11 protein-coding genes are annotated in these 12,521 nt (G+C 58.1%); 6 read left to right on the top strand and 5 right to left on the bottom strand.

Annotated elements, in window-relative coordinates; translation table 11 throughout:
* Nucleotides 1-69: 69 nt before the first annotated feature.
* The 5 genes from BN996_RS16120 (at nucleotide 70) to BN996_RS16105 (ending at nucleotide 5,020) form a co-directional block, all read left to right on the top strand.
* A complete protein-coding gene (locus BN996_RS16120; RefSeq protein WP_052368087.1) occupies nucleotides 70-582 on the top strand; it encodes a metal-dependent hydrolase in 513 nt (170 codons plus the stop codon).
* 748 nt (nucleotides 583-1,330) lie between these two features.
* A complete protein-coding gene (locus tag BN996_RS16115; RefSeq protein WP_167344155.1) occupies nucleotides 1,331-2,827 on the top strand; it encodes a glycoside hydrolase family 16 protein in 1,497 nt (498 codons plus the stop codon).
* Nucleotides 2,828-2,927: 100 nt separating this feature from the next.
* Entirely contained in the window at nucleotides 2,928-3,098 is a 171-nt protein-coding gene (locus BN996_RS20240) for a hypothetical protein (protein ID WP_157837761.1), read from the top strand.
* A 15-nt stretch (nucleotides 3,099-3,113) separates the two neighbouring features.
* A complete protein-coding gene (locus BN996_RS16110; protein WP_042665783.1) occupies nucleotides 3,114-3,974 on the top strand; it encodes a glycoside hydrolase family 16 protein in 861 nt (286 codons plus the stop codon).
* 119 nt (nucleotides 3,975-4,093) lie between these two features.
* Nucleotides 4,094-5,020 carry an alkaline phosphatase family protein gene (locus BN996_RS16105; RefSeq protein WP_089780748.1) on the top strand — a complete coding sequence of 309 codons (927 nt, stop codon included), beginning with the start codon at nucleotides 4,094-4,096 and terminating at the stop codon, nucleotides 5,018-5,020.
* A 10-nt stretch (nucleotides 5,021-5,030) separates the two neighbouring features.
* Here BN996_RS16105 and BN996_RS16100 read toward each other — a convergent pair whose 3' ends face one another.
* Genes BN996_RS16100 through BN996_RS16090 form a run of 3 tightly spaced genes read right to left on the bottom strand, consistent with a single transcriptional unit; the run spans nucleotide 5,031 to nucleotide 8,238 of the window.
* Entirely contained in the window at nucleotides 5,031-6,221 is a 1,191-nt protein-coding gene (locus tag BN996_RS16100; RefSeq protein WP_089780746.1) for a glycosyltransferase family 4 protein, read from the bottom strand.
* A 2-nt stretch (nucleotides 6,222-6,223) separates the two neighbouring features.
* Entirely contained in the window at nucleotides 6,224-7,294 is a 1,071-nt protein-coding gene (locus tag BN996_RS16095) for a GNAT family N-acetyltransferase (RefSeq protein ID WP_089780744.1), read from the bottom strand.
* 2 nt (nucleotides 7,295-7,296) lie between these two features.
* Nucleotides 7,297-8,238: a polysaccharide deacetylase family protein gene (locus BN996_RS16090; protein WP_089780742.1), complete on the bottom strand. Its 942-nt coding sequence runs from the start codon at nucleotides 8,236-8,238 to the stop codon at nucleotides 7,297-7,299.
* Nucleotides 8,239-8,505: 267 nt separating this feature from the next.
* Between BN996_RS16090 and BN996_RS16085 the strand changes: the two genes are divergently transcribed.
* Nucleotides 8,506-9,771 carry a sulfatase-like hydrolase/transferase gene (locus BN996_RS16085; protein ID WP_082256467.1) on the top strand — a complete coding sequence of 422 codons (1,266 nt, stop codon included), beginning with the start codon at nucleotides 8,506-8,508 and terminating at the stop codon, nucleotides 9,769-9,771.
* 88 nt (nucleotides 9,772-9,859) lie between these two features.
* Here the strand turns inward: BN996_RS16085 and BN996_RS16080 are convergent, their stop codons facing one another.
* Nucleotides 9,860-11,359 carry a glycosyltransferase family 2 protein gene (locus BN996_RS16080; protein WP_226908777.1) on the bottom strand — a complete coding sequence of 500 codons (1,500 nt, stop codon included), beginning with the start codon at nucleotides 11,357-11,359 and terminating at the stop codon, nucleotides 9,860-9,862.
* 223 nt (nucleotides 11,360-11,582) lie between these two features.
* Nucleotides 11,583-12,383 (bottom strand): FkbM family methyltransferase, encoded by an 801-nt coding sequence (locus BN996_RS16075; RefSeq protein WP_089780737.1) that lies wholly within the window; start codon nucleotides 12,381-12,383, stop codon nucleotides 11,583-11,585.
* Nucleotides 12,384-12,521: the final 138 nt, after the last annotated feature.

The following is a 12,521-nucleotide window of genomic DNA, read 5'->3' as shown; positions in this document are numbered from 1 at the left end:
GGCATTCGTCAACGGCGGAACTGGGTAGCGAGCGCATTACATAGTTCGACGCTCGACCAATCTACGTTGATGTGGCCCTGGGGACACCTGTTATTCGGCGCTCTCGCGTACTTCGGCTATCGTCGAATGCGACAGTTGGGCATCTCACGGGTCGGCGTCGGACTGTCGCTCACGCTCGGCACGCAGTTTCCGGACTTGGTTGACAAACCGCTCGCGTGGTACGTCGGCGTGTTACCGAATGGTCGGTCGCTTGCTCACTCCATCTTCACCTTCTTTCTCGTGGCGATCGTCCTCACTCGGATCGGGCGGAGGGTGGACCGAGATGAAGCGGTGTTCGCCTTTCTCTTTGGGTACTTCACGCACATCGTCGGTGACGTTGTCCCGCCATTGCTCGACGGCGACCTGTACTACGCGACGTTTTTCCTCTGGCCTGCACTCCCGGCAGTGGACTACGGTACGGAGCTCACGTTGCTCCCCCGACTTCAGGCGTTAGACCCCTCGCCAGCGCTCTTCGTCCAACTCGGTCTCCTCACACTCGTCGCGATAGGCTGGTATCTCCGAGCGCGCACTGCCCACAGCTGACCTGCTCGAACGCCGTCACTAGGTGTAGCGGTGACAATTAACACACAGTGTGAACCGCTGATGTATCAGATATACAGAATAGCTTAACGCGGGGTTAACAAACGGTTTCTGCGAAATTATCGTCAGAAAATATGTATTAAGAGACCGTTTTCCCTCGGCGAAAAAAGAATTTCCAACTTGATAACTATAATATCCTGTAACTATCTTGATTGACCAGTAGCCGAGTCCAGTATGTCGATTACATAGATTATTTTAATAAATTAGTTATATGACTATCTCAATTATATATAGACGATATATTGATTGAACCCGTCTACAATTAGAAAATTGAATTTATCTTAATCGCTAGCTTAAATTCGCAAAATTATAACGTGGTATTATCCTAGACATAACTCATTTGTTCAATTAACGTGCCAATATTTACAAATTCATTCAAAAAAGACATTTATACTCCACTGCCTTTCACGAAACTGTACCTATGAGAGACGACGAATGTCCGGATACACCGGACGAAGAAACGAACGCGAAGTCCCTCCACTGCACTCGCCGGAATCTCATGAAACTGTCCGGCGCCGGTGCCTTGACAGCACTGGGCGTCTCTAGCATCGGCGTGGGCTCTGCGGCAGTGACTGAAGGAGGCCCCGCAAACCAAGACGAATGGACCCTGACCTTCGAAGACGACTTCGACGGTGATTCTCTGGACACAGAGCAGTGGTCTATCGGTTGGGGCTGGGGAACCGGAACGACCATGAGTCCGACCGAAGTGGTCGAACGCAACGTCGATGTCCGCGACAGCAACCTCTATCTGAAGGGAACGCACGACGGAGACCAACCGTACGCGGGCGGAGTGAACACGAAGAACAAAGTCACCTTCGGCCCAGGCAGTTACTACGAAGCGAAGATCAAGTTCGCGCGGCGCGAGGGGTTCCAGAACGCGTTCTGGTCGAAGCCGAACACCGAGGCGTGGCCGCCTGAGATCGACGTCGTCGAACTGATGCAAGACGGAAGTGGGACGGACGATACCCATCGGTCACGACACCACATTCATTACTCGACCTCAACGGAGCCGGGAGACAATTCCACTCACGTCGGCCCCGGCGGCGGATACACGCCGGGTGACGACCTGACTGAGAACTACCACATCTACGGAGTCGAGTGGCAAGAAGACCGAATCACTCACTACGTCGACGGAGAAGCGGTCTGGGAGTCCACGGATAGCACCGCCATGCAGGCGATGCAGAACGGTGGTGTTCACTACATGATGTTCTCTCTGAACATCGACAACGTCGGCACGCCCGACTACTCGGTGCCGTGGGGCGAAGAAGTCGCGATCGACTGGGTCCGCCTCTGGGACCACTCGGGGACTAGTTCGGACAGCTCCACGACCGACTCGACCACTGACACGACCAGTCAGACCGACACAGAGCATTATCTCTGGGCCCGGTCGGGTGACGGCAACCCGGTCACGTTCGCGTTCGAGGCGAGTGGCGGGAACATCGGAATCGAACCGCAGGACACGACCGAGGATTACTGGGTCGCTGAAGACGGTACCGTCGCGGGTGGGACGACCAGTAAGACGTCGTCACTCCCCGGATTCCGGTTTACCGGTGACATCACGGACCTCAGGTTCGACGGCGACCTCGACATCTATATCGACAACTCACCGGTCAACACGGCCGACTTAGTCGACGATTCTGAACCCGGCCCCTACAGGCCGTCTGACCAGAGCCAAACGTCGGACTCGACGCAGACGACGACACTTCCCAACACCATCACCATCGACGGGAGTGGGTACAGTAGTTCGACCTCCTATACCGTCTCTGTGAGCGATGCGCTCGCCGAGACCGACTCGATTACGAGCGAAGACTCGGTCTCTGGGACGACCGCAAGCGGGGCGGTCGGTGCCGGGTCAGACACGTACCGATTCGAAGGCGATGTGACGGATATCGCGCTCGATGGACCCGCAGACGTCTACGTAAATGAGTCGCGCGTCGACCTCCTCGTCATCCGCCGTGGGTCGAACAGCAACGGGACCGTTTGGTACCTCGTTGAAACCGATGGGGCCGTCCAGAAGGCAGAGACGTCGTCGGGTGTCGCGGACAGCGGCGACGACGTCGGCAACTCGAAGATTCACGGGTCCGTGAAGGACGATTCGGACGCGTATTGGCTGTTCGATGGGAGTGTCCTCGACGTATCGACGTACGGCGGCGACGTCGTCGCGACGCTCAACGGCCAAGAGCTCTAATCCGTAGTAGCGCAGGCTACATCCGGATTCGGGGCTGTTGGAAGCACGGAACTGACTTTTTGACGAAGCGGCTTTGTGTCTCTACCCCCACAGTAGTAGCATGCGCTCGGAGACCTACAGCCGTGTGACCGGTGAGCGGCACCCGTCGATATCCCTCGGAGACTCTCTCGCCGGTGGTGGCACGACGGCGCTGTCGGTGAAGGGGGTTGTCACGCTCCTCGGAGAGCTCGTCGCAGTCACTCCGCGTTCGGACCTTCGTGCGAACGGGTGAGAGGTATTCGGAGATATGAACCGACGAGAGTTCCTCCGAGTGTCAGGGGCGACAGCCGGCGCTGCCGGCGCTGGTCTCGTCGTCGGCGGCGTCGTACTGAATCGAGAGTCGCTCGCTGATCGGTACGGAGACAGGCTTCGCGCACGCTCACCGGGGGAAGCACACTGGGAACTCGCTTTCGAAGATACCTTCTCGGGCGACTCGTTAGACGCCTCGTCGTGGTCAATCGGTTGGGGCTGGGGGGTCGAAACGTCCACGAGTCCGACTCGAATCGTTTCAGAGAACGTCCGAACGGAAGGCGGGTCACTCCGGCTCCGAGGGACACACGAACGGGGCGAGATACGATCCGGTGCCGTGAACACGAAGAACAAGGTGACGTTCGGACCGGGAAGTTATCTCGAAGCCAGAATCTCGTTTGCGGGGCGAACCGGCTTTCAAAACGCGTTCTGGGCGAAACCGAACACCGAGGCGTGGCCGCCCGAGGTCGACGTTGTGGAGATTTGGCAGGACGATTCGGGGTGGGACGATAGGCACATTTCGAGACACACCGTCCACTATTCGAGTTCGAGGGAGGTGGGCGACCGCTCGACACATAGGAACCTCGGTGCGTCGTATACGCCAGGTGGGGACCTCACGCGGGAGTTTCACACGTACGGTGTCGAGTGGCAGGCCGACGAGCTAGTTCACTACGTCGACGGGAAGGTCGTCCGAAAGTGGCTCGGCGAAACGCTACTGACCGCACTGTCCAACGGAGCCCCGTTTTATTTCATGTTCTCGCTCAATATCAACAACATCGGCACCGCCGACCAAACAGAGAGGTGGGGGGAAGAGATGGTGGTCGATTGGGTCCGACTCTGGGAGGATACGTCTCTGTAGACACGGTAGCTAATATCGTGGATAAAACACATCTGTGCCATAATTTCAACATATATTGTATTTTCCTCCGGAATACTTTGGGATAATTTGATATATATCAACGATCAATGGAGTGACGTATGGTCACTTCCCAAGAGTTACGGAAAGGTCTCGGAAGCCTTCCGGGATTCGTAGACAGATATGGTCTCTCAGGCGGTTTGCGTCGGTGGTTCGGAATCGTGTACCACCGTTCGACAGGGAATATCACAGGTCGTAGCGTCTTCGAGGAGGACTGGGACGTCTGTATACTCTTGGACGCGTGCAGGGCGGACGAACTCAGACGTCAATCGGACGGCTACGATTGGATACAGCGAGTCGACGACTTTCCCTCCGTAGCGTCGTGCACGTGGAACTGGCTCCCCAGAACCCTCGAACGAACGCCGGAAGACGTTCTTCAGGAGACGGCGTACGTGTCAGCCAACCCCTTCACTGACGAATTCTGCGACGAAGACACCTTCGGTGAGTTAGACGAAGTGTGGCGGTACGCGTGGGACGAGCAGTGGGGAACCGTCCGGCCGAGGCCCGTCACTGACAGAGCGATACACCACGGGAGGAACGCCGAGACAGAACGGCTCTTGGTTCATTATCTTCAGCCGCACGTCCCGTTCCTCACCGAAGGCGCCGAAGCGCTCGACCGCGCGAATTTCAGTTTCGGGAGGGAGAGTAATCCCGACGCATGGGACCGCGTGACGAGCGGAGAGTTGTCGCAGCGGGTCGCTATCGACCGGTACAGAGAGACACTCCGGTTCGTCCTCACCGACGTAGACCTCCTCTTACGGAACGTAGACGCGGAGCGGGTCGTGATTACTGCCGACCACGGCGAGGCGTTCGGAGAGTGGGGCATCTACGGGCATCCGAATCAGATCGACCTCCCGTGTTTGACGCAGGTCCCGTGGGTGACGACGACGGGAACAGACGAGGGGACACACACGCCCGCATCGTACGACACGCAACCGAGCGACGTCTCCCGCGACGCACAACTCCGCGCACTGGGGTACACCGAGTGACGGGAACCGGTCACGGAGTCCGAAGAACGGCCTGTTTGCCTCCCGACTCGTGCGCTCCGACGAGGGCGCTGTACACGTCGAGATACTGTTGCGCCACGCTGTCCCACGAGAGTTGCTCGCTCATCCGGACGCAGTTTTGCGACATCTCGGACCGGGCGGACTCGTCTCGAAGCACCGTCTCAAGAGCCGAAGCCAGCCGCGTGGGGTTCTCCGGGGGGACGACGAGCCCACAGCCCTCGTCTTCGACCTGTTCGGGGAACTCACTCGCTGTCGATGCTACGACGGGTTTCCCGAACGAGAACGCGGTCGAGAGAACACCGCTGTGTCCCTTCGTCCCGCTCTGATCTCGGTACGGCATCACGACGACTGTGGTCCGCGCGAAGAACTCCTTGACTTCGTCATTGGGGATGAACCGACGGTGAACCTCGAAGTTATCGGGATACCGTTCAATGGTCTTGCGCACTCCGCTCGGAAGCTGTCCGTCCCCGGCGATAATCAGATTGACATCCGGAATCGTTTCGCGGAGTATCTCGACTGCATCGACGAGTATGTCAAGTCCTTTCGGGGGAACGATGTTCCCGAAGAAGAGAAGCGTGTTCTCCTCGGGTTCACGGTCGATATCCTCGACGCCGCCGAAAACTGAGTACGCCCCGTGTGGGATGACGACGACGCCGTCCGCGTCGAATCCACGGCTTACGAGGACCTCTTTTTGTCGCTTCGTGTGGACGACAGTCCGGTCTTCATCGAGAGCTGGAATCGTGAGGTTGAGTATCTCTTCGATGAGGACGGGAGGGCGTGCGAGGCTGAAGCGGCTCACCGGCACTTCGTGTCGGGTCGTCACGAACGGATAGTCGTCCACATCGTGGAGTTTGGCGAAAAACTTCACCTGTGGGAAGATTCCGGTACTGTCGTGAATGACGTCCGGGTCGTACTGCTCGATTTCTTTCACCGCGCTGTATGAGTACAGGCCTCTGAAGATGTTCAGTGGATTGATATCTAACTTGTACAGCCCGGGCATCGAGATGCCGATCGGATCGAACGCGTTCACGAGTTCGATATCGTCACAGAACAGATCGTCCGCCGACGTTTCGGTCGGTTTGAACACCGTCACTTCGGCGGAATTCGCAACGCTGTTTGCGAGTTCGGCGGCGTAGTGGGGGAGCCCACCCGTGCTCTGTCCAACGATATAGAGTACGTGCATGGTCAGAGGCTGATGTCCTTCCGAAGCGTGGGACCGATGAGTTTCGTCACCGGAATCGGGAGTCGCTTCCAGGCTTCCTTTATCGGTTTGTAGGCCGATTTGTCCGGATGTGGAAGCTCAACCGGTCCGTTCGGGTAGTAGTGAAAATCGTCGTACTGAGTCTTCTTTCCGCCGAAGCTCTTTTTGAACATGTACACGCCCGTCCCCTCTCTCGTCCGTCCGAGTTCGTAGGATTGGTACCCGTTTTCGTGTGCGTGCTCCATCGATTTCCACAGTAGGAAACTCCCGCCCTGAAGGTCACGGTACTCGTAATCAGTGATGACCCCCCACTGTGAGACCGTTGACCCGCAGCCGAGATTCACGATGCCGTTAATCGCTCGTCCGTCGTGTCGTACCAGTCCCAGATGGAGTGTTCCGTGGTCTGCGAAGGTTTCCCAGACCCTTTTGAAGAATTCGAAGGAGTGGGGTGGAGACCCGTGGCCTCTCACCGACTGGAGATACAGCTCATAGTACTCGCGTAATTCGTCGAGTGACTCTCCGACGACGTACTCCAGGTCGTTTTCCCGGGCCTGGTCGATTTGCCGTTGTCGACTCTCCTTGAGACCGTCCCACATCTCATCGTGGTTGACGCCCACCGGAACGTCGAAGGTGACGAACCGATTTTCGTGTTCGAACCCCTCGAATTGCGCGTGGTCGACGGTCGTCCCACGGAGACTGACGAAATCAACTCCCGCGTCGTCCGCGATACGTTTCGCCTGCCGGACGAGATGCGTGGTCGTCGACTCCGGTGCGTCGTCGGCCAAGATGACCGACCCGCGTTCACCGTACGGGGGTGAGACGATCTTCGAACCAAAGAGACGGCTTCGAATCTCGACGAGGGGGAGTGCGCCGACGATGTCACCCCCATCTCGGGCGGCGAGCCAGTGCGTGTCGTGTCCGTAATTCCGACTGGCTTCGCGCCATCCCCACAGTCCAAACGGGGGACCGTCGTTCGATTCGACGAAGTCGTTCCACTCGCGCCTGTCTGTACAGTCCGTCACCGTCAACCGCGTCTTTGTCTTGCTCGTACTCATCTTCAGTGGTGGGAGGTTCCCTTCGAGACCTCGTGATTGGTTCGGGGCCGCGGTTCGTCGAACACGTCCTGCCCAAGTTCCGCACGGATCAATTCGCTCACTGGTCCGAACTCGAAGGTCGTGAGGAGCCGTTCAACTTTGTCTGCTAACCGCTCGATTCCCGCGAAACTCACCGCTCGTTTGTGGAACTTCGGTTCCGAAACGGGGACCGACGGGTTGAACTCCCACGGGTGGAAGTACAGGTTTGCCGGAATACTCGACTCGTTCAGCCGACTGACCGCCCACTCGAACAAACGAATCGGTGTGACCCGCGCGTAAAACCCCCCACCGATGGGGAGTCGTAACATCGTATTGGTCACGGCGAGGGGCGATTCTACAAGCAACTCTCTTTGGCTGCCGACCGCCGCACTCGAATCGAACGGCCGTCCGGGATGCACCCGGTACGGTCTCAACGGCCCTCCGGGGACGCCGTACATCGGCGTCTTCACCGGGAACACGCTCGAATCGTATCGGTACTCGCTCCGTGCGAGGACTTCGAACCCCCATTGTGTTCGTCTCGTCAGCGAGAAGTTTGGAAGTCGAACCCCCATCGGGAACTCGCCCGTCACTGATTCGATTGCAGCACCCGACTCAGCCAGTTCCCGCTCGAACTCGCTCGGCGAGAGATCGAACAGCGGTCTGTGAGTCTGTCCGTGAGAGCCGATCTCGTGTCCTAACTCGTGGATTCGGTTGATGAGCCATGGGTACTCGTCGGCGACGTCTCCCACGACAAAGAAGGTCGCCGCGACGTCGTGTCTGTCGAGTAAATCGAGGACGATTTCCGTGGATTCTACGATACGGTCTATCGGATCTCTCACCTCGTCGACGAGGAGCGTCGCAGTGTGCCAGTGCTCCAGGTCGAAGGATATCGAATTCCGTACACAGTCGTTACGCTTCTCGCTCACACGTAAGACACGGGTTGACGGTAGCGACTATTGTTATATATTTGATAATCGGATTATTGCTGAGTTAGAGCGTAATGTCACCCGTCCTTATATCTTCTATTCGTCCCTAGACACCCGTCAGACACGGTTTCGGCGTAACTGTCTGCCTGTGAACGTTCCGGACGATACCTGACGCCGGACGGAGGGTGGCTCTACTCCCGCCGATAATCAGATAGCTGACTGACACTAACCATTAGGTGGCCTCCCGTCGAATACGCTGTTGCTAGCATGACAGATACGACTGCGTCCACTAGTGGCACGCCTCTCTCGAAACTGGCCGACCGACCCAACGTGAATAACGTCTTGGTATTCGTGTCCGACGCGATGCGGTACGACTTCCTCCCGGACGAAGTGCGACAGTTGGGGGTGACGGCGAAGGCGATCTCCGCGAGTACGTTCACGGCGTCTTCGATACCGTCGTTGACCACGGGCCTGTACCCGGCGACACATGGCGTCTGGATGTTCGACGACCGACTCCCGGAACGGCCGCCGTTACTCGACGACGATGCATATGACGTCGGATTTGACACGGAGACGGTGTGGATCGAGCTCGACGCGCCCGATAAACCACCACTCCAGATTAACCACGTGGATACCGAGCGGACAATCGAAGACCTCGAACCGCCGTTCGTCAACTTCGTCCACGACGTCGGACCACACGCTCCGTACGGGTTCGAAAACGGGGTATTCGAATCAACGAAAGAGTTCTTCCGAACGCACGAGAGGCGTCGTCCGCAGTTGGTGAACCTCTACCGCCAAGACTGTCACAACTCTGCACAGCGATTCCTTCGGCTGTACGAACGACTATCCGAGGACGGACTCCTCGACGAAACGTTAGTCGTGTTCACGAGCGACCACGGTCAGTGTCTCGGCGAATGGACCAACGGTGGGCGCTTTGGGCACGGCCACCCGATGGCCCCGGAGAACGTGGAAGTTCCGGTCGTCTTCGCGGGGGCGGGACTGCCCGAAGGCGAGACGTACGACCCACTTCTGAGCGGTGTCGACGTCGCCCCCACGGTCATCTCTGCGCAGCGCGGAGAACCTCCCGCAGACGTGGACGGTGTCGACCTCTGGCGGTCCACTCCACGACCGACCCGAAAAGTCCGTTCGGACGTCTGGCAGCACCTCGACGTCGACGTCGCGGGGAGAGCGGTCGAACTCTCCGTCTACGCCGCGACATCCGCGTGGAATCGGTCGGGCGGATACGTCTTCCACCGGAAGTCCTCGGTCCAACGACTCGGTGCGATCGGATACGACAATGTATTCCGGGGGTACTCCCCGGCGTGGCTCGGAAATCTGTCTCCGACGAAGGCGCTGAACATGCTCTCTATCGCCTTGACGAGCAGCATGACCTACGGTGCCCCGGATTTCTCAAGAGACGAAGCGCAACGCGTCGTCCCCTCGCGTCTCGAACAGGCGACACACGAGGCGTCAGACGCCGGACTCAGCGACGAGCAGAAGACCCAACTGCGCGACCTCGGCTATCTACAGTGAGCCCCCTCGGCGTCGAGTCCTGATTCACCCGATTCGTCTATCTGCAAACTCGCTTCCCGCCCTCCAACCGGGTCAAACGGTCCCCTCGTCAGCGGTCGAACGGAGGATACTCGGTCGACGACCGACTGGATTCGAACAGCCGACTCATCGAGTGGAGAATGATCGCGGTGAAGCAAGCGAGCAACCCAGCGAGCACGAACAGCGTCGAAGTGACGGCCATACCGAGTTGGAACTCACCTGTCGTCAGATAGTTAGAAATCGTGAAATAGGCGATGAAGATTCCGACGGTCGAACCGAAGAACCCGGGAACGCCGAGTGCAGTCAACGGGCGTTCGAGTTCGACGGTCTTCAGGATATTCGATACGAGAGACAACCCGTGTGCGATAGGATGGTGGCTACTAGCGTTTTCGACGTCGTAGTCTATCGTGACCCCTACCTCTTCGAGTCGGTAATCGTTGTGATGGGCGTGATACAAGATGTCGATACTCGCGTTCATCTGGTCGCCGATACCCGAATCTAAGTTGATCGAGCGTATCGCCTGGTCGTTGTATGCGCGAAACCCGCTCTGTGTGTCGGCGACACGAGACTCTCGCCTCACGACGCCCATACTCAAGTTGGTCATGAGGTTGATGACTTTGAGACCGAACCGTCGATAGAACGGTGCGTTCGTCGACGCCCCCGCCACGAACCGGCTCCCGATCACGATGTCGGCGGCGGTCTCGTCCAGCTTACGGAGTAACTTCGGGACGTCGTTCGGGTCGTGCTGTCCGTCCCCATCGATGGTTACGAGCCTGTTCGCGTTCCGCCTGTCCGCTTCTCTGAACGCCGTGTTCAACGCGGCCCCGTAGCCACGGTTCGTTTCGTGTTCGATGACGGTCGCACCCGCATCGCGTGCAGCGATGGCCGTTTCGTCACCGCTCCCGTCGTCGACGACGAGGACCTCGTCGACATACGGTGCGACGCTTTGTACGACGGACGCTATCGTCGTCGCCTCGTTGTATGCCGGAATTGCGACGATAGCCGGCGATTCACTCGCCGATTGTAACTGGTCGCCGTTCGCCCGCTCTCGCGGTCTCGCTGAGGAACTCTCCGTCAGTTCGACGGAGCCGTCCGAGTCTCTCCGAATGGGCCGGGAAAGGACGTCGGTGTCACGCTTGTTCGATTCGCCCACCGCGCCTGTCGTTGCATCGGCGTCGACGAACACCTGTTCGACGGAGTCGTTCAGGTGGGAGACGATGACGAGGGTCTGACCGTCGAGCGCGCTCGCGAACGTCTTGTACGGATTGACCCGCCCTGCCTCGATAACCGGGTCGACGACGGTTGCGCCCAGCTCGGAGACGACATCTAATTCGTCTTCGTCGATAGACCGCTGATACGTGACGAAGACGTCGAACCCGTTGTTTCGAGTGTGGACGACGTCTCGTGGCAACGTGAGGATGTTCTCGTCGGTCGCGACAAATCCGATAGCGGGTTGCTCAGCATCTCGTTCGTGTGACTCGTGTTCTCGCTTCATCTCCCAACCACCCCCCGTCCTCGTATCGACTGCCAGTAGCGGCTCATATTTTTCCGTGTTCCATCCGCATTCCAATCACTCATCGAGTCGTCTACCCGACCGCTGCCTCTGGGTACAGCGTCGCTCATCAAGCTTCGGACCGGTATCTCCGGTTAACACGTCAACTCACGACGTATTTAATCTATTGATTACTCTACCTCATGGAATTTAATACTAGAGGTGAGAAATTATGTCTGGTGGTAAGGTCACGATGTTCGATTTGTGCTTCGAAACCGAAGGTCAGGCGGCCGGTTCGCGGTCATTCGCCTTTCCGTCCCACTACCGTGGGGTCTTTGTTCGGTCGGTCGACGCGGAGTGTCGATATCTGGTATCCGAACCTCGATAATATGGTTGTAATCTCGCTTGCGTTGTCGTGCGCCTCCACGTAGACGAGCCGGCACCGTTGTCCAGTGAGTGACGATTCCAGCCCCATGAGTACGGACGGCGCAGTCCCCTGAACGTCGATTTTGACGACGTTCGGCTCGGGGATTCGACCGGCTTCGACGAGACTGTCTCCGGCAATCGTTGTCGTCGGTATGGATGTGAGCGCCTCTCCGGTGGGATACCTCGTGTCGAGCGATCCGTGTTGTGCACCCGCATCGAGGGTGTCGTAGAGGTGAAACCTCTCTTCCGAACTCCCGTCGGAGAGCGGTCGTTCGACGACGGTCGCGTCAATCGAGTTTTCGGTGAGGTTCCGTCGAAGCGACTCGGTGTTCGGTGGATACGGTTCGAAACCGACGACAGCCACGTCGGGGACGCTGGACCCGACGAGGCAGGCATAGATTCCCATGTTTGCGCCGACATCGTAAAAGACGTCGCCAGCCCGTACGTTCGAGAGCACGTGTTCCAATACTTCGGCCTCGTCCCGGATTCTGTGCCGAAGGTTGTTCCACTCGACGAACGTACGAGGGCGGAACGTGGCTGTCGCCTCTCCGCAGGAGAACTCGTAGGGCGGGTGGGTGCGTAGATACACCTCGACTGTCGTCTCGAAGAGTCTGTTGCCGACGCTGTACGCCGGGGTCCCCCACAGGAGGTCTCCGATTTTGGAGACGAAGGTCATCGGGGAAGACTATCGCCGGGAACGCGCAAATAGTTGCGGGTAGCACGCACCCGACGAGGAAGTCACCCCAATCGCAAGTCAATTTACGTTCTTGAGAGCCTCTTCGTTCAGCAAACACAGACTCTCAAGCACAACGTG

Origin of the sequence: Haloferax massiliensis (assembly GCF_001368915.1) — an archaeon.
GTDB lineage: Archaea > Halobacteriota > Halobacteria > Halobacteriales > Haloferacaceae > Haloferax > Haloferax massiliensis.
Note: the sequence above shows the minus strand (reverse complement) of the source record. Positions and strands in the feature narration are given on the sequence as shown.

Bases quoted from the DNA above. Each gene is read 5' to 3' on its own strand.
- BN996_RS16120 (WP_052368087.1), top strand. From the start codon at position 70: ATGTGGCCCTGGGGACACCTGTTATTCGGCGCTCTCGCGTACTTCGGC.
- BN996_RS16115 (WP_167344155.1), top strand. From the start codon at position 1,331: ATGAGTCCGACCGAAGTGGTCGAACGCAACGTCGATGTCCGCGACAGC.
- BN996_RS20240 (WP_157837761.1), top strand. From the start codon at position 2,928: ATGCGCTCGGAGACCTACAGCCGTGTGACCGGTGAGCGGCACCCGTCG.
- BN996_RS16110 (WP_042665783.1), top strand. From the start codon at position 3,114: ATGAACCGACGAGAGTTCCTCCGAGTGTCAGGGGCGACAGCCGGCGCT.
- BN996_RS16105 (WP_089780748.1), top strand. From the start codon at position 4,094: ATGGTCACTTCCCAAGAGTTACGGAAAGGTCTCGGAAGCCTTCCGGGA.
- BN996_RS16100 (WP_089780746.1), bottom strand. From the start codon at position 6,221: ATGCACGTACTCTATATCGTTGGACAGAGCACGGGTGGGCTCCCCCAC.
- BN996_RS16095 (WP_089780744.1), bottom strand. From the start codon at position 7,294: ATGAGTACGAGCAAGACAAAGACGCGGTTGACGGTGACGGACTGTACA.
- BN996_RS16085 (WP_082256467.1), top strand. From the start codon at position 8,506: ATGACAGATACGACTGCGTCCACTAGTGGCACGCCTCTCTCGAAACTG.
- BN996_RS16075 (WP_089780737.1), bottom strand. From the start codon at position 12,383: ATGACCTTCGTCTCCAAAATCGGAGACCTCCTGTGGGGGACCCCGGCG.